22 protein-coding genes are annotated in these 19,724 nt (G+C 73.8%); 5 read left to right on the top strand and 17 right to left on the bottom strand.

The window, feature by feature from the left end; genetic code table 11:
* Positions 1-21: 21 nt before the first annotated feature.
* Positions 22-507 carry a Cys-tRNA(Pro) deacylase gene (gene ybaK, locus JQN70_RS04545; protein ID WP_204130128.1) on the top strand — a complete coding sequence of 162 codons (486 nt, stop codon included), beginning with the start codon at positions 22-24 and terminating at the stop codon, positions 505-507.
* On the opposite strand, the gene JQN70_RS04540 is transcribed toward ybaK, so the two are convergent.
* On the bottom strand, positions 504-1,082 hold the full coding sequence (locus JQN70_RS04540; protein ID WP_434063742.1) for a helix-turn-helix domain-containing protein: 579 nt from the start codon (positions 1,080-1,082) through the stop codon (positions 504-506). The two genes, ybaK and JQN70_RS04540, sit on opposite strands and share 4 nt — an antisense overlap.
* A gap of 50 nt (positions 1,083-1,132) precedes the next feature.
* On the opposite strand from JQN70_RS04540, the gene JQN70_RS04535 reads away from it, so the two are divergent.
* Positions 1,133-2,095 carry an NAD(P)/FAD-dependent oxidoreductase gene (locus tag JQN70_RS04535; RefSeq protein ID WP_204130127.1) on the top strand — a complete coding sequence of 321 codons (963 nt, stop codon included), beginning with the start codon at positions 1,133-1,135 and terminating at the stop codon, positions 2,093-2,095.
* A 10-nt stretch (positions 2,096-2,105) separates the two neighbouring features.
* Here the strand turns inward: JQN70_RS04535 and JQN70_RS04530 are convergent, their stop codons facing one another.
* Complete coding sequence (locus JQN70_RS04530; RefSeq protein WP_307835814.1) at positions 2,106-2,681, bottom strand: DinB family protein; 576 nt, start codon at positions 2,679-2,681, stop codon at positions 2,106-2,108.
* On the bottom strand, positions 2,678-3,100 hold the full coding sequence (locus tag JQN70_RS04525) for an Lrp/AsnC family transcriptional regulator (protein ID WP_204130126.1): 423 nt from the start codon (positions 3,098-3,100) through the stop codon (positions 2,678-2,680). The genes JQN70_RS04530 and JQN70_RS04525 overlap by 4 nt, the downstream gene beginning before the upstream one ends.
* Positions 3,101-3,148: 48 nt before the next feature.
* Here JQN70_RS04525 and JQN70_RS04520 point away from each other — a divergent pair, with 48 nt between their 5' ends.
* Positions 3,149-4,093, top strand: a complete 945-nt coding sequence (locus JQN70_RS04520) for a 5'-3' exonuclease (RefSeq protein WP_204130125.1) — start codon at positions 3,149-3,151, stop codon at positions 4,091-4,093.
* A 7-nt stretch (positions 4,094-4,100) separates the two neighbouring features.
* Here the strand turns inward: JQN70_RS04520 and JQN70_RS04515 are convergent, their stop codons facing one another.
* From JQN70_RS04515 to JQN70_RS04485, 7 genes are all read right to left on the bottom strand, one after another.
* Positions 4,101-6,917: a DEAD/DEAH box helicase gene (locus JQN70_RS04515; protein WP_204130124.1), complete on the bottom strand. Its 2,817-nt coding sequence runs from the start codon at positions 6,915-6,917 to the stop codon at positions 4,101-4,103.
* Between the two features lie 21 nt (positions 6,918-6,938).
* Positions 6,939-7,823 (bottom strand): YegS/Rv2252/BmrU family lipid kinase, encoded by an 885-nt coding sequence (locus tag JQN70_RS04510; RefSeq protein WP_204130123.1) that lies wholly within the window; start codon positions 7,821-7,823, stop codon positions 6,939-6,941.
* Between the two features lie 27 nt (positions 7,824-7,850).
* Complete coding sequence (gene tatC / locus JQN70_RS04505; RefSeq protein ID WP_204130122.1) at positions 7,851-8,621, bottom strand: twin-arginine translocase subunit TatC; 771 nt, start codon at positions 8,619-8,621, stop codon at positions 7,851-7,853.
* Positions 8,622-8,683: 62 nt separating this feature from the next.
* Positions 8,684-8,992, bottom strand: a complete 309-nt coding sequence (tatA, locus tag JQN70_RS04500) for a Sec-independent protein translocase subunit TatA (RefSeq protein ID WP_204130121.1) — start codon at positions 8,990-8,992, stop codon at positions 8,684-8,686.
* 35 nt (positions 8,993-9,027) lie between these two features.
* Positions 9,028-9,342 carry a hypothetical protein gene (locus JQN70_RS04495; protein ID WP_204130120.1) on the bottom strand — a complete coding sequence of 105 codons (315 nt, stop codon included), beginning with the start codon at positions 9,340-9,342 and terminating at the stop codon, positions 9,028-9,030.
* Positions 9,343-9,345: 3 nt separating this feature from the next.
* Positions 9,346-10,335 (bottom strand): helix-turn-helix transcriptional regulator, encoded by a 990-nt coding sequence (locus JQN70_RS04490; protein WP_204130119.1) that lies wholly within the window; start codon positions 10,333-10,335, stop codon positions 9,346-9,348.
* On the bottom strand, positions 10,335-11,348 hold the full coding sequence (locus tag JQN70_RS04485; protein ID WP_204130118.1) for a helix-turn-helix transcriptional regulator: 1,014 nt from the start codon (positions 11,346-11,348) through the stop codon (positions 10,335-10,337). Before JQN70_RS04485 ends, JQN70_RS04490 begins: the two co-directional genes overlap by 1 nt.
* Before the next feature lie 35 nt (positions 11,349-11,383).
* On the opposite strand from JQN70_RS04485, the gene JQN70_RS04480 reads away from it, so the two are divergent.
* Positions 11,384-12,481, top strand: coding sequence for a DUF3866 family protein (locus JQN70_RS04480; protein WP_204130117.1), 1,098 nt, complete (start codon positions 11,384-11,386; stop codon positions 12,479-12,481).
* Here JQN70_RS04480 and JQN70_RS04475 read toward each other — a convergent pair.
* The 7 genes from JQN70_RS04475 to dop all read right to left on the bottom strand — a co-directional run bounded on the left by JQN70_RS04475 (position 12,465) and on the right by dop (position 18,716).
* Entirely contained in the window at positions 12,465-12,842 is a 378-nt protein-coding gene (locus JQN70_RS04475; protein WP_204130116.1) for an FKBP-type peptidyl-prolyl cis-trans isomerase, read from the bottom strand. The genes JQN70_RS04480 and JQN70_RS04475 overlap by 17 nt on opposite strands.
* Positions 12,843-12,876: 34 nt before the next feature.
* Complete coding sequence (locus JQN70_RS04470) at positions 12,877-13,827, bottom strand: FKBP-type peptidyl-prolyl cis-trans isomerase (RefSeq protein ID WP_204130115.1); 951 nt, start codon at positions 13,825-13,827, stop codon at positions 12,877-12,879.
* A gap of 109 nt (positions 13,828-13,936) precedes the next feature.
* On the bottom strand, positions 13,937-15,316 hold the full coding sequence (pafA, locus tag JQN70_RS04465; protein ID WP_204130114.1) for a Pup--protein ligase: 1,380 nt from the start codon (positions 15,314-15,316) through the stop codon (positions 13,937-13,939).
* The gene (gene prcA, locus JQN70_RS04460) at positions 15,313-16,134 is read right to left on the bottom strand and encodes a proteasome subunit alpha (RefSeq protein WP_204130113.1); all 822 of its coding nucleotides are present in this window, start codon (positions 16,132-16,134) and stop codon (positions 15,313-15,315) included. Before prcA ends, pafA begins: the two co-directional genes overlap by 4 nt.
* A complete protein-coding gene (gene prcB / locus JQN70_RS04455; protein WP_204130112.1) occupies positions 16,131-16,952 on the bottom strand; it encodes a proteasome subunit beta in 822 nt (273 codons plus the stop codon). The genes prcA and prcB overlap by 4 nt, the downstream gene beginning before the upstream one ends.
* On the bottom strand, positions 16,949-17,143 hold the full coding sequence (locus JQN70_RS04450) for a ubiquitin-like protein Pup (RefSeq protein WP_204130111.1): 195 nt from the start codon (positions 17,141-17,143) through the stop codon (positions 16,949-16,951). The genes prcB and JQN70_RS04450 overlap by 4 nt, the downstream gene beginning before the upstream one ends.
* Before the next feature lie 34 nt (positions 17,144-17,177).
* Complete coding sequence (gene dop, locus JQN70_RS04445) at positions 17,178-18,716, bottom strand: depupylase/deamidase Dop (protein WP_239110572.1); 1,539 nt, start codon at positions 18,714-18,716, stop codon at positions 17,178-17,180.
* Positions 18,717-18,763: 47 nt separating this feature from the next.
* Between dop and JQN70_RS04440 the strand changes: the two genes are divergently transcribed.
* On the top strand, positions 18,764-19,720 hold the full coding sequence (locus JQN70_RS04440) for an alpha/beta hydrolase (protein WP_239110571.1): 957 nt from the start codon (positions 18,764-18,766) through the stop codon (positions 19,718-19,720).
* The last annotated feature ends 4 nt before the right edge of the window (positions 19,721-19,724 follow it).

The following is a 19,724-nucleotide window of genomic DNA, read 5'->3' as shown; positions in this document are numbered from 1 at the left end:
GCCGGTCGTAGGCTCGGCGGCATGGCCCGCCGCGCACCGTCCGGGACGCCCGCCACCGTGGCCCTCACGGCGGCGGGCGTCGCGTTCTCCCAGCACCCCTACGAGCACGACCCCGCGGCGCCGTCGTACGGCCTCGAGGCCGCGGTCGTCCTCGGGCTGCCGGCCGAGCAGGTGTTCAAGACCCTCCTCGTCGACACCGGGTCGGGGCTCGCCGTCGGCGTCGTCCCCGTGTCCGGCCAGCTCGACCTCAAGGCGATGGCGGGCGCCCTCGGCGTCAAGCGCGTGACGATGGCCGACCCCGCGGCCGCCGAGCGCTCGACCGGCTACGTCGTCGGCGGCATCTCGCCGGTCGGCCAGAAGCGCGCCCTGCCGACGGTCGTCGACGAGTCCGCCGAGCTGTACGACACCGTCTACGTCTCCGGCGGCCGGCGCGGGCTCGACCTCGGCCTCTCACCCGCCGACCTCGTCCGGCTCACCGGCGCCACCGTCGCCGACGTCGCCCGCTAGGGCCGTTCCGCCCGCCGGGGCCTCGCGCGCACGTGCATCCGCTCGCCCTGCGGGCCCATGATGCTCAGCAGCTCGACGGGGTGGTCGTCGGCGCAGCCGAACCAGTGCGGCGTGCGGGTGTCGAACTCCGCGACCTCGCCGACCGTCAGGACGACGTCGTGCTCGCCGAGGACGAGCCGCAGCCGACCGTCGAGCACGTAGATCCAGTCGTAGCCCTCGTGGGTGCGCGGGTCCGGGGTGCGGCCGTCGGGGCGCAGGACCATCTTGAAGGCCCGCGGGCCCCCGACCCGCTCGGTGAGCGGCACGACCTGCGCGTAGGGATGCTCGACGGGCTTGAGGTGCACGCGGGGGTCGCCGGTGCGCGGAGCGTCGACGAGCTCGTCCAGCGTGACGCGGTAGGTGCGGGCCAGGGCCACGAGCAGCTCGAGAGTGGCTCGGCGCGAACCGGACTCGAGCCGCGAGAGCGTGCTCGCCGAGATGCCGGTCCCGGCGGAGACCTCGGCGAGGGTCATCCGCCGCCGGGTGCGGACCGCGCGCAGCCGGGCGCCGACGGCCACGGGGTCGAGGTTTGCCACTCCGGCAACGTACCTTGCCGTTGTGGTCGACGCGGTCGCACCCTCGACCCATGACCACCGCACCCGCCTCCTCCCCCACCCGCGTCGACGCCCTCGTCGTCGGCGGCGGTGCCGCCGGGCTCTCCGCCGCCACCGTCCTCGCCCGCTCCCGGCGCGACGTCGTCGTCCTCGACACCGGCGAGCCCCGCAACGCGCCCGCGGAGGGCGTGCACACCTTCCTCGGGCACGACGGTGTCCCGCCGTTGGAGCTGCTCGCCCGCGGCCGGGCCGAGCTGGAGTCCTACGGCGGGCGCGTGGTCGAAGCCGAGGCGGTCGGCGGACACCTCGCCGACGACCGGGTCGTCGTGGAGTGTGCCGACGGATCCGTCTGGGCCGCACGGCACCTCGTCGTGACGAGTGGCGCCGTCGACGTGCTGCCGAACGTCCCGGGGCTCGAGCGGCAGTGGGGGCGCGGGGTCGTCCACTGCCCCTACTGCCACGGGTGGGAGGTGCGGGACCGGCGGGTCGTCGTGCTCGCGACCTCGCCCGCGGCCCTCCACCAGGCCGGGCTCTTCGGCCAGCTGACCGACGACCTCACGGTCCTCGTCCACGACCCGTCGGCGGTCGACGAGGCGGGTCGCGAGCGTCTCGAGGCCCTCGGCGTCACCGTGGTCGACGGACCCGCGAGCGCCCTCGTCGAGTGCGACGGGGTGCTCACCGGCGTCGAGACCCCGACCGGGGTCGTCCGCGCGGAGGCGGTCGCCGTCGCCTCCGTCGTCGAGGCCCGCTCGGCGGTCCTGGAGTCGCTCGGGGTCCCCGTCGTCGACCTGGAGATGTTCGGTCGGGTGGCGGCCCGCCACGTCGAGGTCGACCCGATGGGTCGCACGTCCGTGCCGCGGGTGTGGGCCGCCGGGAACGTCGCTGACCCGATGTCGCAGGTGGTGATGGCCGCCGCCGCCGGGACCCGCGTCGGCGCGATGGTCAACGCCGAGCTCGTGACCGAGGACCAGGAGCGCCGGCTCGCGGCCCGCTGATGCGGGCCGGTCAGCGGTGCGCGTCGGCCGCCTGCTGGATGTCGGCCACGAACCTCTCCCAGTGCGCCGCGTCACCCATCGCGTCGTGGTCGCGGCCGGCCTGCCCGTCGAGGGTCTCGCGGAGGATGTCGGCGTGGCCGGCGTGCTGGGCGGTCTCGGCGACGACCCGCACGACGAGGTGCCCGAAGGTGGTCTGCCGCGTCTCCTGCGGCCACCACGGCGGCGCGGCCGGGTGGTCGTGGGGCAGCTCGGCGAGGGCGGCGTCTGACAGCGCCCAGGCCCGGCGGTAGAGGTCGAGCACCCACTCCCGGCTCTCGTCGGCGCGGGCCCACATGTCGCCGCCCTCCCACACCGAGCCGTCCTCGTCCCACGGCAGGGTCGGCGCCGGACGCCCGACCGACTCCGACAGGTAGCCGATCTCGACGCCGGCGAGGTGCTTGACGAGCCCCAGGAGGTTGGTGCCCGTGGGGGTCAGGGGTCGCCGGACGTCGTACTCGGACAGGCCGTCGAGGGCCCGGACCATCGCGTCGCGGCCGTCCTGCAGGTACTTGTGCAGGTCGCTCGGGAGACCCGGCGGGATGCTCACTCCCACGGCGTCGAGAGGACGACCGTCGTGCGGGTCGAGACGTGGGCGGCGCCACGGATGCGGGCGATGAGCTCCTCGAGCTCGGTGGGCGTGGCGACCCGCACCTTGAGGATGTAGTTCTCGTCGCCGGCGACCGAGTGGCACTCCTCGATCTGGGTGATGCCCTGGAGCCGCTCGGGGACGTCGTCGGGGGCCGAGGGGTCGAGCGGCGTGACCGACATGAAGGCCGTCAGCTCCTGGCCGAGCGCCCGGTGGTCGACCCGGGCCGTGTACCCGGTGACGACGCCGCGCTCCTCGAGCCGGCGGACCCGCTGGTGCACCGCGGACGTCGACATGCCCAGTGCCTTGCCGAGGTCGGTGTAGCTGATCCGCCCGTCCTGGGTCAGGAGGTCGACGATCCGCCGGTCGAGGTCTTCCACCCCGTCAGCGTAGTGGGCTCGGCTGCCCCCGGGCCGTAGGCTCCCGGCATGCCGCTGGACCCGGACCGACCGCGCAAGCTCCTCCTCCTCGACTCGGCCTCGCTGTACTTCCGAGCCTTCTTCGGGGTGCCCGACCAGCGCAAGGACCCCTCGGAGCCGCCGACCAACGCGCTGCGCGGCTTCCTCGACATGATCGCCACGCTCGTCACGGCGCACCGCCCGACGCACCTCGTCGCCTGCTGGGACGACGACTGGCGGCCGCAGTGGCGGGTCGACCTCGTGCCGACCTACAAGACGCACCGGCTCACCGAGGGCTCGGACGTCGTCGAGGAGAGCCCGGACGACCTCAGCCCCCAGGTGCCGCTCATCCGGGAGGCCCTGGCCGCCGTCGGGATCGCCCGGCTCGGGGTCGCCGACCACGAGGCCGACGACGTCATCGGCACCCTCGCCACGCGCCACCACGGCGTGATGCCGGTCGACGTCGTCACCGGCGACCGCGACCTGCTCCAGCTCGTCGACGACGCCCACGACGTCCGCGTGCTGTACACGGGCAAGGGCGGTGTCCGCGAGCCGGACGTCGCGACCCAGGCCCTCCTGCAGGAGAAGTACGGCGTCCCCACCGGCGAGGCCTACCTCGAGATGTCGGTGCTGCGGGGCGACACGAGCGACGGCCTGCCGGGTGTCAAGGGGATCGGCGACAAGACCGCCGCCCAGCTCATCGCGCAGTACGGGTCGCTCGCGGCCCTGCGCGAGGCCGTCGACTCCGGGGACCCCGCGATCAAGGGCGCCCGACGCACCAACCTCGAGGCGGCCTCCGCCTACCTCGACGTCGCACCGACCGTGGTCCGTGTCGTGCGCGACGCCCGGGTGGCCGACGTCGACGTGGCCCTGCCGACGGCCGTCGCCGACCGGCTGGCCCTCGACGAGCTCGCCGCCCGGTATGGCATCGAGAACCCCGTCGGGCGGCTGCTCACCGCCCTGGGTCTGGACTGACGCGCGCTCAGTCCAGGCGGTCGGCGGCGACGACGCCACGCATCACGGCGTCGACCGCCGACCGCGCCGTGCGTCGCAGGACGGGGTCGGTGGCCGCGTCGCCCACCTGGTCGAGCAGGTCGACGAGCTGCTTGCACCGGCGGACGAAGTCACCGGCCGCCATGTCCTGCCCGCGCAGGACGTCGTCGAGCCGGCCGCCCGAGGCCCACCGGTGCACCATCCAGGCCATCCCGCCGTCGGGCAGGGTCGTCGACGGCAGGTCGTGGTCGGTCTCGAGCGCCTCGATCTGCGCCGACAACCGCTCCATCGCCCGGACCGCCTCGGCGACCTCGTCGGTCGGCATCCGGGGCGAGACGTCGGCCTCCTCGTGGCGCGGCTCGTGGACCAGCGCGGAGACGGCGGCGGCCAGCCCTGGCACGTCGAGCCGCTTCCACACGTCGTGGCGCAGGCACTCGGCGGCGAGCAGGTCCTTCTCGGTGTAGAGCCGGCGCAGCCGCTCGCCCCGCTCGGTGACGACGGACCCGGCGTCCTCGAGGTAGCCCAGCGCCTCGAGGGCCTCGCAGATGCGGTCGAAGGTGCGGGCCACGGTGTTGGTGCGGCCCTCGACCCGGCGCTGGAGGCCGGTCGTCTCGCGTCGCAGCCGCCACCACCGCTCGGCCCATCGCGCGTGCTCCTCGCGCTTCGGGCACTGGTGGCAGGGGTGCTCGCGCAGCTGGCGGCGCAGGTGGTCGACGAGGTCGGTGTCGGCGGCGGTGGGGTCGGGCCGCCCGCGACGCGACGGGGCGTCCTCGAGACCGTGGGGGGTGGCGATGCGCAGCGAGGTCGCGAGGTCGCGCCGTGCCTTCGGCGACTTGGGGTTGAAGTGCGACGGCACCTTGACGTGGGCCATCGCCTCGACCGGCTCCGGCACGTCGACGAGGGTGAGGCGGCGGAACTGCTTGTCCTCGGTGACGACTGCCGGCCCGCTCGGTGCGCCCTTGGCGGTGCGGGCCGGCTGGACCACCACCGCCCACCCGGCCCGCCGCCCGGACGGGATGCGGATGACGTCGCCGACGCGCAGCGCCTCGAGCGAGACCGCGGCCTCGGCCCGGCGGGAGGCCGCTCGCGCCTTGCGGCCGTCCTTCTCGGCGTCGGCGAGCTCGCGGCGGATGCGCGCGTACTCGCGGAAGTCGCCGAGGTCGCAGTGCATCGCCTCGGCGTAGCCGTCCAGCCCCTCTTCGTTCTTGCGCAGCTGGGTGGCGATGCCGACGACCGAGCGGTCGGCCTGGAACTGCGCGAACGAGGTCTCGAGCACCTCGCGCGCCACCTCGCGACCGACCTGGGCGACGAGGTTGACGGCCATGTTGTACGTCGGGCGGAAGCTCGAGCGCAGCGGGTAGGTACGCGTCGTCGCGAGACCGCCGACGGCCATCGGGTCCATCCCGCGCGTCCACTGGACGACGGCGTGTCCCTCGATGTCGATGCCGCGCCGCCCGGCCCGCCCGGTGAGCTGGGTGTACTCGGCCGGTGTGATGTCGACGTGCGCCTCGCCGTTGTACTTGACGAGCTTCTCGAGGACCACCGTGCGCGCGGGCATGTTGATGCCGAGCGCCAGTGTCTCGGTGGCGAACACGGCCCGGATGCGGCCCTCGGTGAACAGCTCCTCGACGATCTCGCGGAAGAGCGGGAGCATCCCGGCGTGGTGCGCCGCGAAGCCGCGCGACAGGCCCTCGACGAAGTCCCAGTACCCGAGCACGCCGAGGTCCTCGTCGGCGAGCGACTCGACCCGTTCCTCGACGTGCCGCCGGATGCGGTCGCCCTCGCGGTCGGGGACGAGCTTGGTCCCGGCGGCGAGCAGCTGGCCGACGGCGGCCTCGCACCCGACCCGGCTGAAGATGAAGGTGATGGCCGGCAGCAGGCCCTCGCGCTCGAGGTCCTCGACGACCTCGGCCCGGGTGGCCCCGCCTGCCGGACGGCTGCCGCGCGCGAACCCGCGACTCCCGGCGCCGCCGCCCGGACCGCGAGGGGGCGTGCGGTCGCGCTGGGTGCGCCCGCCCCGCTTGCCACCGGGACCGCCGGGCCCGCCCAGCCGGCGCGCGTCCTCGCCGTACCGCCCGCGCTGCTCGGCGCCCCGGATGGCGTGCAGCAGGTCCGGGTTGACCCGGTTGCCGGCGAACAGGTCGAACATCGTCGTGCCGACGAGCATGTGCTGGAACAGGGGAACCGGCCGGTGCTCGGAGACGACCACCTCGTGGTTGCCGCGCACCTCGGCGAGCCAGTCGCCGAACTCCTCGGCGTTGCTGACCGTCGCGGAGAGCGAGACCACCTGCACCGACTCGGGCAGGTGGATGATCACCTCCTCCCACACCGCGCCACGGAACCGGTCGGCGAGGTAGTGCACCTCGTCCATGACCACGAAGCCGAGCCCGGTGAGTGTCGAGGAGCCCGCGTACATCATGTTGCGGAGGACCTCGGTGGTCATGACGACGATCGGCGCCTCGCCGTTGACCGACGAGTCGCCCGTCAGGAGACCGACGTTCGCAGGGCCGTGCTGCCGGACGAGGTCGTGGTACTTCTGGTTCGAGAGGGCCTTGATCGGCGTCGTGTAGAACGCCTTGCGGCCGGTGGCCAGGGCCAGATGCACCGCGAACTCGCCGACGATCGTCTTGCCGGCGCCGGTGGGAGCGGCGACGAGGACGCCCCTGCCCTCCTCGACCGCCTCGCAGGCGCGCAGCTGGAAGTCGTCGAGCGGGAACTCGAGGGCGTCGACGAAGCGGCCGAGCTCGGTGCGCGCCCGCCGGTTCCGGGCCGCGGCAGCGGCGTACCGCTCGGCGGGACTGGGCATGGCCTCAGGCTACGTCAGGGCTCAGGCCAGCACCGACAGCGCGCCGGGCACGACCTCGAGACCGACCGGCAGCGGCGCGAACCGCTCGCCGTCGGCGTACGAGACGATGCCGCGCGCCTCCAGCCCGACGGTGCGCGCCCGGACGATCTCGACCGCCGGGTGGCTCGTGTGCCCGCCGGAGAAGACCTTCGGGAAGACGCGGAGGAACTCGGGCACCGGGAGGCGGTGCAGCACGAGCACGTCGAGCAGCCCGTCGTCGAACGCGGCGTCGGGCGTCACCTTCATGCCCCCGCCGTACGCCGGCCCGTTCCCGACCGCGACGAGCATCGCCTCGGTCTCCATCCGCTCCCCGTCGAGGGTGAGGACGTACGGGATCGGCCGGAAGACCGGCAGCTCGCGCAGGATCGCGAGGTTGTAGCGCATCGGACCCTTCGGCCAGCGCCACTGGTTGGCCCGCTCGTTGACCACGGCGTCGAACCCGGCGGCGAGCACCCCGACGAACCACCGCTCCTCCCCCGTCGGCGAAAGCGTGCGGGCCGCGTCGACCGGTCGGGTGCGTCCCTCGAGGATCCGCTCGACCGACTTCGCGGCGTCGCGCACCGGCAGGCCCAGCTCGCGGGCGATGTCGTTGCCCGTGCCGGCGGCGATGATGCCGAGCGGCAGCTCGGTCCCGGCGCAGAGGTTGGTGCCGAGGTGCACCATGCCGTCTCCCCCGGCCACGACGACGGCGTCGACGGCACGGTCCGCGACGGCGGCCCGCCCCCGCGCGAGGGCTCCGGCGGCGTCCGCGGCCGAGAGGTCGACGACGTCGACCCCCGCCGCCCGCAGCAGGGTGAGGGCCTCGAGCCCGATGCGTCGTCCGGTGTTCTTCCCCGACGTGGGGTTGACGACGAGGCCGAGGCGCATGGCGCGCACGCTAGCGGAGGCCGGCGCTCAGAGCTGGGAGGCCTCGGTGTCGTCGACGTCGAGCCACTCGGGCCGGTTGGCCGCCTTGCGCTTGTCGAGCCGCCGGCAGACGAGCCAGGCGCCGAAGTACAGGGCCGTCAGCGGGAGGGCGAAGACGAACATCGTGAACGGGTCGGCGGTGGGCGTGGCGACGGCGGCGAAGACGAAGATGAGCACCACGGCGACCCGCCAGCCCTTGATGAGCCGGGTCGCGGGCATCGCCCCGATGAGGTTGAGCCCGACGAGGATGACGGGGAAGAGGAAGCCGATGCCGAAGACGAGGATGAAGCGGGTGACGAAGGAGAAGTACATCGACGCCTGCTGGATGTTCGAGGTCCCCGCCGGCGAGAGGCCGTAGAGGATCGACAGGCTCTGCGGGAGGATCGCGTAGGCGAGGCCGCAGCCGAGCAGGAAGAGCGGCACGGTCGAGCCGACGAAGGTCAGCGAGATCCGCTTCTCCTTGCGGGTCAGCCCCGGCACGATGAACGCCCACACCTGGTAGAGCCACACCGGGCTCGAGGCGATGATGCCGACGAAGATCGACAGGCTGATGAGGTTCGACAGGGCCGAGGTCGCCTCGCCGAAGTTGATGCTCGCCTCGACCGAGGGGTTGTTCCGCGCGTACTCGTAGAACGGGTCGGTGAGCAGGGAGAAGATCTGGTCGTAGAAGATCCCCGCGACGACCGCCGCCACGACGACGGCCGCGGCGGCGAAGAACAGCCGCCGGCGGAACTCACGGAAGTGTTCCGCCAGCGTCATCCGGCCCTCGGGGTCGCGAGGGCGTCGGCGCAGCCGGGCCATGGGTCGGGTGGGCTCCGGGGTCAGGCGACCGGACCGGACTGGTTGTCCGTGCGCGGCGTCTTCTCGTGGACGGCGTTGCCGTTCGGGTCGGGGGTGACGACGTCGTCGTCGACGGGCCGGCTCTGGGTGATCGACTCACCGCGCACCGTCTCGGCGGAGGCGGAGGACTTGCCGGCCTCGTTCTCCTTCTTCATCTCGTCGACCTCGGACTTGAAGACGCGCGCCGACCGGCCGAGGCTGCGCGCGGCGTCGGGAAGACGCTTCCACCCGAAGACGACGATGACGAGCACCGCGATGATGATGATCTCGGTCGGTCCGATCCTGCCCATGTGGGTCCATCCCCTTCAGTGGTTCGCGGTCCTGGTCAGTCTACGCGTGCCCAGGGCGGCATCCGCTCGGCCCGGCGGGCCGCTCGGTCGGCGGCTCGCGCCGCCGTCTCGCGTCGATGCTCCTCGCGGAGCCTGTGAGGGTCCTGCGTGACGGCTGTGAGTGGGGCGTCGGGGTCGTGCGCCCGGTGCGCTGCCTCCTCGAGCGCTGCCACCAGCTCCCCCGCGCGGCCGAGCTCGGCGGTGAGGGCCTTCGCGCTGCGCCACGTGCGGAGGGCACGCAGCCCGACGAGCAGGCCGCCCCCCACGAGGACGACGGCCCAGAGCAGCACCCAGCCCCACCACGGCAGCACGGCTCAGCCCTCCCGGACGGCCGCATAGGCGGCGAGGGCGGCGGCCGCGCCCTCGCGGACCTCGGCGACGACGTCGGCGGGCTCCACGACGTACCCGCGCCCGCCGAGCCGCCACAGCAGCCGGCGCAGCCACGCGGTGTCGGCGGTGCGGACCCGCACGAGCTGCCCGCCCCCGTCGGCGGCCGGCACCTCCTCGACGGAGTCCACCGGGTAGTAGTCGGACACCCAGGTGGCACCCGGCAGGAGCCGGAGGGTGACGACGAGGTCGTCCGGCGCCGGCCGGAAGGTCCCTTCGGACAGGTCCCGCTCGGTGGCCTCCGGCGGCGGCGTGCCGTCGACGTCGAGGACCTCGAGGGCCTCGACCCGGTCGAGCCGGAACAGCCGGGTGTCCTCGGCGCGGTGGCACCAACCCTCGAGGTACCAGCGGCCGTCGATGCCGACGACGCGCATCGGGTCGACGTCACGCTCGGTGGCCTCGTCGCGGGCCGGCACGAGGTAGCGCAGGTGCAGCCGGCGCCGGTCGGTGATGGCCTGCCGGACCCGGGCCAGCAGGTCGGGGGCGGTCTCGTCGGCGACCTCGGCGAGCACGCGGTCGGCCGGGGCGGCGGCCTCCCCGGCGGCGGCCTCGAGCTTGGCCAGCGCGCGGTCGACGGCGTCGCGCTCGTCGAGACCCGGCACCTCGCGCAGCGCCCGGAGGCCGACGATGAGGGTGACCGCCTCGTCGACCCCGAGCCGCAGCGGCCGGGCGATGGAGTCGGCGTTGCCGACGAAGACCCGCCCGCCCTCCCAGTCGGCCTCGATGAGCTCGTCGGGCATCTGGCCGTAGCCGCAGAGGAAGAGCAGGCGCAGGTCGGCCTCTAGCTGCTCGGTGCTGACGCCGAGGTCGGCGGCGGCCTGCTGGAGGTCGATGCCCTGCCGGTTGACCAGCCAGGGGACCATCGTCAGGAGCCGGGCCAGCCGGGCGGTCGCGGTCTCGGGGGGTGCGGGAGGCATCAGGCGTCCCCTCCGCCGTGGGCGGCCAGGGCGCCGCGCAGCGACTCGACGACCGCGTCGACCAGCTCACGTGGCTGCTCGGCGACGACGTCGGCCCCGTACCCGGCGACCTCCTCGGCGAAGGCCCACAGGTCGGTGTAGTCGAGGTCGACGAGCGACCAGTCGTCGTCGACCTCGCCGACCGTGCGCGCCCGGCGGCGCAGGGCGTGCCCTGCCCCGGTGCGCACCCGCAGCACGGCCGGGCTCGGCTGCGAGGCCGGGCCGGCGAGGGTGCGGGCCATCGCGCGCGGGTCGTGGTCGGCCGGCACCTCGAACGCGCCGGGCCGGCCGGTCGCCCGCACCTGGCCCGAGATCCGGGAGAGCCGGAAGACGCGCGGGGCCTGCCGGTCCTCGTCGAACGCGTTGAGGTACCAGCGCCCGTGCCACGACACGAGCGACCACGGCTGCACGTGCCGCTCGGTGCCCTCGGCCGCCTCGGGCCGCCGGTAGGTGAAGGTGAGCGCCCGGCGGCGCACGACGGCGTCCTTGACCGCGTCGAAGGCCGGCTCGGAGGTGCGCAGCCGCGGCTCGATGCCGATGAGGGCGTCGGCGTCGCGCTCGACCCCGGCCGCCCGCAGCTTGCGCAGCGCCTGCGCCGCCGGCCCGGCGAGCGAGGCCTGCGCCCACGTCCGGCTGGCCAGGCCGAGCACCGCCAGCTCGTCGGGCTCGAACTCGATGTCGGGGAGGGCGTAGTCGCGCTGGTGGATGCGGTAGCCGGGCTCGTCCTCCCAGAGGGCGTCGATGTCCTCGGTGACGAGCGGGATGCCGAGCTCGCGCAGCTCGTCCTTGTCGCGCTCGAACATCCTCTCGAAGGACTCGACGGAGGCGGACTGGCCGTACTGCGGCACGAGCTGGCGGACCTGGGCCTTGGACAGCGGCCGGCGGGCCCAGAGCAGGACGAGCACGAGGTTGAGCAGCCGCTCGGTCTTCACCTGGGCCGCGCTCGGTGCACCTCCCCCGCTCTCGCTCGTCACCCGGGAGACGCTACCCGACGGCTACGCTGCCCCGCGTGATGCAGTGGCGTGCCGGGACCGTGGTCGAGCAGGTGCGGGCCTGGCCCGGCGCCGTCGAGCTCGCCGTCGACCTCGAGGGCAGCGGGGAGCGGGTGCGGGCGCTGGCCTACACGGCCGTCACGGGGGTCCCGGAGGTGGACGAGCGCGTGCTGCTCAACGCCTCCGCGCTGCTGCGGGGCCTCGGCACCGGCGGGCTGGCCTTCGTCGTCGCGCGCACCGACGTCCTGCCCGCCGACCCCGAGCCCGGCGACGGGCACATCGTCAAGGCCCGCTACACCCCGCTCCAGCAGATGCTCCTCGCCGTCGACGAGCAGGACAGCCCGCACCACGGCGTCCTCGCCGACGCCGACGACCTCGGCGGCCTGCCCGTCGTCGTCGCCGACCTGCACAGCGCCCTGCCGGCGGTGCTCGCCGGGGTCCGGCGGGCCCGACCCGACGCCCGGGTCGCCTATGTGATGACCGACGGCGGCGCCCTGCCCGCCGCGTTCTCGCGGGCCGTCGCCGGCCTGCGCGGGGCCGGCTGGCTCGCGGCCTGCCTCACCGTCGGCCAGGCGTTCGGGGGCGACCACGAGGCCGTCACCGTGCACACCGGGCTGCTGGCCGCCCGGCACGTCGTCGGGGCCGACGTCGTCGTCGTCGCGCAGGGCCCGGGCAACGTCGGCACCGGCACCCGCTGGGGGTACTCGGGCGTCGCGGCCGCCGAGGCGCTGCACGCCGCCGACGTCCTCGGCGGCCGGGGCATCGCCTCGCTGCGGGTCTCGGGGGCCGACGCGCGCGAGCGGCACCGCGGCGTCAGCCACCACAGCCGCACCGCCTACGGGCGGGCCCTGCTCACCCCGGCCGACGTCCCCCTGACCACCCTGCCGGACCCCGACCTCGACGCGCTCGTGCGCCGGCAGGTCGCCGACCTCGTCGCGTCTGCCCGGGCCGCGCTCACGGCCGTCGAGGTGCCGGCCGACGGACTGCTCGAGGCGCTCGAGGCCTCACCGGTCGGCCTGACGACGATGGGGCGGGGTCTTCGTGAAGACCCCGCCCCGTTCCTCGCGGCCGCGGCCGCGGGTGCTCACGCCGCGGTGCTCAGCGCACGCCCATGAGGTCGACGACGAAGATCAGCGTCTCGCCGGGGGCGATCGCCGCGCCGGCGCCGCGCTCGCCGTAGGCCTTGTGCGGCGGGATGGTCAGCTTGCGGCGGCCGCCGACCTTCATCCCGGCGATGCCCTCGTCCCAGCCGGCGATGACCATGCCGACGCCGAGGCGGAACTCCAGCGGCGCACCGCGGTTCCACGAGGCGTCGAACTCCTCGCCGGTCGAGTGGGCGACCCCGACGTAGTGGGCCGACACGGTGCTGCCGGGCGTGGCCTCGGCGCCGTCACCGACGGTGAGGTCCTCGACGACGAGGTCCGCGGGCGGCTCGTCGCCGGGGAAATCGATCTCGGGCTTGGTGGGCTCGGACATGCTGCTCCCTTGCGGTGGTGGGTCGGACTGCCGGTCAGTACGCGGCGAGGATGTCGACGGAGAAGACGAGGGTGTCGGTGCCCTTGATCTTGTCGCCGCTGCCCTGGTCGCCGTAGCCGTCGGCCGGCGGGATGACGAGGAGCACGCGGCTGCCGACCTTCTGGCCGACGAGGCCGTTGTCCCAGCCCTTGATGACCTGGCCCTGGCCGATCGCGAAGTCGAAGTACGGCTGGTCCGGGCGGCTGGCGCTGGAGTCGAAGACCTCGCCGTTGCGGTACAGGGCCCCGGTGTAGGCGACCCGGACGGTCTGGCCCTTCTTCACCTCGGCGCCCGTGCCGGCGACGAGCGGCTGGACCACGGTCTTCGTCGGGGCCTTGACGCCCTTCGGGACGGTGATGGTGGCCGGCTTGCCCTGCTCGACCTTGACGGTCGGCAGGTCCTTCTTCGGGGCGACGGCGGCACCCTCGGCCTGGTCGAGGACCTGCGTCGCACCGACGATGTCGACGACGAAGACCACCGGGTCGTCCTTGGCGATGCCCAGCTGCTGGTTGCCCGTCTCGCCGTACGCGTCGGCCGAGGTCGAGGCGATGAGGATGCGCGAGCCGACCTTCTTGCCCGGGATCTGGCTCTTGAAGGAGGCGAAGAGGTCCTGGGCGCCGAGGTCGAGGCCGACCGTGCCCTGCTTCCAGGTGCTCGTGACGGTCTTGCCGTCCTTGCCGTTGACGAGCACGGCCTGGAGGGTCACGAGGTCGTCCTTGGCCACGGCGGCGCCGTCGCCCTCGGAGAGGACCTTGGACTCGGTCCTCGCCACGGTGAGCGGCGCCTCGACCTTGACGGTCGGCTCCTTGGCCTCGGCCCCCGACACCGTGACGGCGCTCAGCGTGGACGAGGAGGGGGTGCTCGCCTCCTCCTCGCCGCAGCCGGCGAGGACGAGGGTGCCGGCGAGGACGGCGGCGGACAGCGTGGTGGTGAGGCGACGGGGCACGGGTGCGGCAACCTTCGGTCGGGGACGCCCGGGGGCGCGTGGACGACTGTCCACGATAACCGCGGACCGCCCGAACTCTGGCATCGGCGGCTGGGAGCGCGCTGGGTGCTCAGGCGGTCATGCCCTCGATGAGCCGGTCGACGCGGGCGTCCTCGGCGAGGAACGGGTCCTTGCACAGGACGGTGCGCTGGGCCTGGTCGTTGAGCTTGAGGTGCACCCAGTCGACGGTGAAGTCGCGTCGGTTGGCCTGGGCCGCGCGGATGAAGTCGCCCCGCAGCTTGGCGCGGGTGGTCTGCGGCGGTCGCACCTTGGCCTCGAAGACCTCGGGGTCGGAGACGACGCGGGTGATGCGCCCCCGCTTCTGGAGCAGGTAGAACAGCCCCCGCGAGCGGTCGATGTCGTGGTACGCGAGGTCGATCTGGGCGAGGCGAGGGTGGTCGAGGTCGAGCCCGTGGCGCGTGGCGTACTCGTCGATGAGGCGGTACTTGACGACCCAGTCGATCTCGGTGCCGACGAGCGAGAGGTCACCGGTCTCGACCGCCGTGAGCGTGCGGTCCCAGAGGTCGAGGACCCGGTGGTGCAGGTCGTCGGTGGCCCCCTCGCGGGCCACGAAATCGGCGGCCTTGGCGTGGTACTCGCGCTGGAGGTCGAGCGCGGAGAGCTCGCGGCCGTTCGCGAGGCGCACGGTGCGCCGCCCGGTGAGGTCGTGCGAGATCTCGCGGATCGCCCGGATGGGGTTCTCGAGGGTGAGGTCGCGCATGACGACGCCGGCCTCGATCATCCGCAGCACGAGGTCGGCGGACCCGACCTTGAGCATCGTCGTGGGCTCGGCCATGTTCGAGTCGCCGACGATGACGTGCAGGCGCCGGTAGTGCTCGGCGTCGGCGTGCGGCTCGTCGCGGGTGTTGATGATCGGCCGGCTGCGGGTGGTCGCCGACGACACGCCCTCCCAGATGTGGTCGGCGCGCTGGCTCAGCGCGTACGACGCCCCCTTGGACGTCGTGACGAGCTTGCCCGCGCCACACGTCAGCTGGCGGCTGATGAGGAAGGGCAGGAGCGTGTCGGAGAGGGCCTGGAACTCGCCGGCCCGGGTGACGAGGTAGTTCTCGTGGCAGCCGTAGCTGTTGCCGGCGGAGTCGGTGTTGTTCTTGAAGACGTAGATATCGCCCGCGACGCCGTCCTCGCGCAGCCGGTGCTGGGCGTCGGCGACGAGACCCTCGACGATCCGCTCCCCCGCCCGGTCGTGCGTGACGACCTGGCGCACCGAGTCGCACTCGGCGGTGGCGTACTCGGGGTGGGACCCGACGTCGAGGTAGAGCCGGCTGCCGTTGGTGAGGAAGACGTTGCTCGAGCGACCCCAGGCGACGACCTTGCGGAAGAGGTAGCGCGCGACCTCGTCGGGGGTCAGGGTGCGCTGGCCGGCGGTCGAGCACGTGATGCCGTACTCGTTCTCGATGCCGAAGATGCGTCGGGTCCCCCGGGTGCTCACGCCTCCGCGCCGCCGTCCGCGCCGCCGTCGGTCTCGGGGCGCTGGGTCTGCGGGTTCGTCGCGGCGCTGCGCGCGGAGTCGGCGTCGTCGCCCACGGGGACGTCGGCGGTCGGGTCGTCCTCGCTGAGCAGGCGGGCGAGCAGGTCGCCCTGCACCCGGCGGAAGCGGCGCCGCGGCCGGTGCCGGTCGAGGACGGCGACCTCGAGCTGCTCCGGGGCCAGGGTGCGGGGCTCGCCGCCGTTCGGGTCGGCGCCGAGGAGGCGCACCGCGAGGGCCAGGACCTCGCCGAGGTGCATCCCGGAGCGCCACGCCTCGCGCAGCCCGGCCTCGATCTGCTCGGCTCCCCCGCCCATCGCGACGAAGCCGTGCTCGTCGGCGACCGAGCCGTCGTAGGTGAGCCGGTAGACCTGGTCGCCCTCGGGCGTGGCCCCGACCTCGGCGACGACGATCTCGACCTCGTAGGGCTTGGACTCCTGGGTGAAGACGGTGCCGAGGGTCTGCGCGTAGGCGTTGGCCAGGCCCCGGGCCGTGACGTCGGAGCGGTCGTAGGAGTAGCCGCGCAGGTCGGCGTAGCGCACCCCGGCGACCCGGAGGTTCTCGAACTCGTTGTACTTGCCGACCGCGGCGAAGGCGATGCGGTCGTAGATCTCGGAGACCTTGTGCAGCGCCCGGCTCGGGTTCTCGGCGACGAACGCGATGCCGCCGTCGTACTGCAGCACGACGACCGACCGGCCGCGGGCGATCCCCTTGCGCGCGAAGTCGGCCCGGTCCTTCATCAGCTGCTCGGGCGAGACGTAGAACGGCATCCCGGCGGTCATCGGGCACCTCCCTCGGAGCGCTCCCGGATGATCGTGTCGACGACCGGCGCGATGTCGTCGTCGGGGACGAACCGGGCCCCCTCGGGGTCGACGAGCCCGACCGTGGGCCAGATGCGGCGGCCGACGTCGGGGCCGCCGGTGGCGGAGTCGTCGTCGGCGGCGTCGTAGAGCGCCTCGACGGCCACCCGCAGCGCCCCGGCGGCGTCGAGGTCGCGGCGGTAGAGCTTCTTGAGGGCACCGCGGGCGAAGAGCGAGCCCGACCCGACGCTGTGGTGGTCGTGCTCCTCGTAGCAGCCGCCCGTGACGTCGTAGGAGAAGATCCGGCCGCGCGACTCCTCGAGGTCGAACCCGGCGAACACGGGCACGACCGACAGGCCCTGCATCGCCATCCCGAGGTTGCCGCGGATCATCGAGGCCAGCCGGTTGGCCTTGCCCTCGAGGGACATCAGCGTGCCCTCGATCTTCTCGTAGTGCTCGAGCTCGACCTGGAAGAGCCGCACGAGCTCGATGGCCAGGCCCGCGGTGCCCGCGATGCCGACGAGGCTGAACTCGTCGGTGGCGAAGACCTTCTCCATGTCGCGGTTGGCGATGATGTTGCCCATCGTCGCCCGGCGGTCACCGGCCATGACGACGCCGCCGTCGAAGGTCAGCGTGACGATCGTCGTGCCGTGCGGTGCCTCGAGCGCGGCCCCGGCGGGCAGCGGGCGCCGCGACGGCAGCAGGCCGGGGTCGTGCGCGGAGAGGAACTCGGTGAACGAGGACGACCCCGGCACGAGGTAGGCCGACGGCAGGCGTCCGGAGCCGTCTCCGCGCGTCACTGGCCACCCTTCTGGACGAACCCGCGGACGAACTCCTCGGCGTTGGACTCGAGCACCCCGTCGATCTCGTCGAGGATGTCGTCGATCTCGCTGACCTGGGCCGCGGGGGCCGCGGCGGCGGGCTCGGGGGCGTCGCCGTCGTCCGGTGCGCCGTCGCGGCGCTGCGGCTTGATCTGCTCCTGACCGGCCATGGTCACCCTCCTCGGGTCGTCGTCTGTCCCGAGCCTAGTCGGACGACGGCGGCTCGGTGTCGGCGGTGGCGAGGGCGCGCAGCAGGGATGCGGCGTCGGGCGCCGACCGGACGATCTCGCCCACCCCGGCCTCGGTGCCCCGCAGCGGCTCGAGCATCGGGACGCGCTGGAGCATCCGCTGGCCGGCGACGTCGAAGATCACCGAGTCCCAGGACGCGGCGACGACGTCGTCGGGGAAGCGCGAGAGGCAGGTGCCGCGGAACCACGCGCGCGTGTCGCTCGGCGGCTCGGTGACGGCCCGCTCGACCTCGGCGTCGCTGACGAGCACCTCGAGCCGGCCGGTGGCCGCGAGCCGGTGCGCCAGACCGCGGTCGGCGCGCACGTCGGACCACTGGAGGTCGACGGCCTTGAGCCGGGGGTCACCCCAGCCGAGCGAGTCGCGCTCGCGGTAGCCCTCGAGGACGGCCAGCTTGGCGACCCAGTCGACCTCGCGCCGCGCCTCCATCGGGTCGCGGCCGAGCCTGTCGAGGACGGTCGACCACCAGTGCATGACCTCGGTCGTGTCCTCGTCCGGCGAGCCGCCGTGGCGCTCGTCGAGGAAGCGCGCGGCCCGGTCGTGGTACTCCCACAGCAGCTCGACGGCGGTCATCCGGCGGCCGTCGGCGAGCTCGAGCTTGGTCTGCAGCGTGGGGTCGTGCGAGACCTCGTGGAGGGTGGCGACCGGACGCCGCACGGTGAGGTCGGGGCCGACCGCGTCGGCCTCGATCATCGCGAGGACGAGCGAGGTCGTGCCCATCTTCAGGAGGTTCGCGACGTCGGCGTGGTTGCAGTCGCCGATGATGACGTGGAGGCGGCGGTACTTGTCGGCGACCGCGTGCGGCTCGTCGCGGGTGTTGACGATCGGCCGCTTGAGGGTCGTCTCGAGGCCGACCTCGACCTCGAAGAAGTCGCTGCGCTGGGCGATCTGGTAGCCGGGGGTGCGCGAGTCGACCCCGATGCCGACCCGTCCGCTGCCGCACATCACCTGACGGGCGACGAAGAACGGCGTGAGGTGGCGCACGACCGAGGCGAACGGCGTGGCCCGCGACATGAGGTAGTTCTCGTGGGTGCCGTAGGAGACGCCCTTGCCGTCGGCGTTGTTCTTGTAGAGGTTGACGCCGGGCGGCACGGTGGCCAGCCGCGCGACCGCCTCGCGCATGACGAGCTCGCCGGCCCGGTCCCACGTGACGGCGTCGCGCGGGGTCGTCACCTCGGGCGAGCTGTACTCCGGGTGGGCGTGGTCGACGTAGAGCCGGGCGCCGTTGGTGAGGACCACGTTGGCGAGCGTCGGGTCGTCGACCTCGTTGGTCAGCTGGCTCGGGTGCGCCTGGGCCCGGCCCATGTCGAACCCCCGCGCGTCGCGCAGCGGGGCCTCGTCGGCGTAGTCCCAGCTGGCCCGGGCCGGCCGGATGCCCCGCGAGGTGGCGTACGCGGTGACGACGTCGCCCGAGGCGACCATCGGGTTGGCCGTGGGGTCACCGGGGACGACGATGCCGTACTCGGTCTCGATCCCCATCACCCGTCGCACCGTCATGCCTCGACGATACTGAGCCGGTGCGCAGCTACCGCGGGATGTCCCCCATGACCACGCTGGTCAGCCTCGTCGCCGACCTCTCCCGGACCCGGGTCGAGAGCGCCGACATCGACGCCATCCACCGGGCGCGGGCCGGCACGATCCCCCGCACGCCGCTCCACGACGCACTCTGCGGGCGGCCGGACCCCGGGGTCGGCATCACCTTCGGCACGGCGCCCGCGCGCGACGACCACGAGATCCCCCTGCGCCTCTACCGACCGCGGGCGCTGCGGGACGCACGCACCGACGTCCCGGTCGTCCTGTGGTTCCACGGCGGCGGCTGGGTCTGGGGCAACGTCCTCGACTACGACCCGGTGTGCACCGCGATCGCCGCGGGGGTCGGCGCGGTCGTCGTGTCGGTCGACTACCGGATGGCCCCCGAGCACCGCGCCCCGGTCGCGGCCCTCGACTGCGTCGACGCGACGACGTGGGTGGCGGCGAACGGCGACGTGCTGCGGGCCGACACCTCCCGGATGGCGGTCGCCGGCGACTCGGCGGGCGGGAACCTCGCGGCGGTCGTCGCCCAGGTGATGCGCGACGCGGGGATGCCGAACCTGCGCCACCAGGCGCTCGTCTACCCGGCGACCGACCTGACGATGGCCTCGCCGTCGCTCGACGAGCACGCGCGAGGGGCGATCCTCGACCGGCGGGCCGTGGACGCCTTCCGTGACCACTACCTCTCCCCCGGTGCCGACCCGCGCGACCCGCTCGTCTCGCCGCTCTGGGGCTCGCTCGAGGGCCTGCCTCCGGCGCTCGTGCAGACCGCAGACCTCGACCCGATCCGCGACGACGGCATCCGCTACGCCGAGGCGCTCGAGGCCGCCGGCGTGCGGACCCGGTTGACCAACTACCCCCGGGTGCCCCACGGGTTCGCCTCGTTCCCGTTCGCCACCCCGGTCGGCCGGCTGCAGCGTGCGGAGCTCGTCACCGAGATCTCGCGGGCCCTCCACGGGCCGATACGCTGACGAC

The sequence above is a fragment of the Phycicoccus sonneratiae genome, assembly GCF_016887965.1.
GTDB classification, from domain to species: domain Bacteria; phylum Actinomycetota; class Actinomycetes; order Actinomycetales; family Dermatophilaceae; genus Phycicoccus; species Phycicoccus sonneratiae.
The sequence above is the reverse complement of the archived record's forward strand: the minus strand, read 5'-3'. Positions and strand labels throughout refer to the sequence as shown.

Excerpts from the sequence above, each read along its gene's own strand:
- ybaK (WP_204130128.1), top strand. The coding sequence starts at position 22 with ATGGCCCGCCGCGCACCGTCCGGGACGCCCGCCACCGTGGCCCTCACG.
- JQN70_RS04535 (WP_204130127.1), top strand. The coding sequence starts at position 1,133 with ATGACCACCGCACCCGCCTCCTCCCCCACCCGCGTCGACGCCCTCGTC.
- JQN70_RS04520 (WP_204130125.1), top strand. The coding sequence starts at position 3,149 with ATGCCGCTGGACCCGGACCGACCGCGCAAGCTCCTCCTCCTCGACTCG.
- JQN70_RS04515 (WP_204130124.1), bottom strand. The coding sequence starts at position 6,917 with ATGCCCAGTCCCGCCGAGCGGTACGCCGCTGCCGCGGCCCGGAACCGG.
- JQN70_RS04510 (WP_204130123.1), bottom strand. The coding sequence starts at position 7,823 with ATGCGCCTCGGCCTCGTCGTCAACCCCACGTCGGGGAAGAACACCGGA.
- tatC (WP_204130122.1), bottom strand. The coding sequence starts at position 8,621 with ATGACGCTGGCGGAACACTTCCGTGAGTTCCGCCGGCGGCTGTTCTTC.
- tatA (WP_204130121.1), bottom strand. The coding sequence starts at position 8,992 with ATGGGCAGGATCGGACCGACCGAGATCATCATCATCGCGGTGCTCGTC.
- JQN70_RS04490 (WP_204130119.1), bottom strand. The coding sequence starts at position 10,335 with ATGCCTCCCGCACCCCCCGAGACCGCGACCGCCCGGCTGGCCCGGCTC.
- JQN70_RS04475 (WP_204130116.1), bottom strand. The coding sequence starts at position 12,842 with ATGTCCGAGCCCACCAAGCCCGAGATCGATTTCCCCGGCGACGAGCCG.
- prcA (WP_204130113.1), bottom strand. The coding sequence starts at position 16,134 with ATGACCGCCGGGATGCCGTTCTACGTCTCGCCCGAGCAGCTGATGAAG.
- JQN70_RS04450 (WP_204130111.1), bottom strand. The coding sequence starts at position 17,143 with ATGGCCGGTCAGGAGCAGATCAAGCCGCAGCGCCGCGACGGCGCACCG.
- dop (WP_239110572.1), bottom strand. The coding sequence starts at position 18,716 with ATGACGGTGCGACGGGTGATGGGGATCGAGACCGAGTACGGCATCGTC.
- JQN70_RS04440 (WP_239110571.1), top strand. The coding sequence starts at position 18,764 with ATGACCACGCTGGTCAGCCTCGTCGCCGACCTCTCCCGGACCCGGGTC.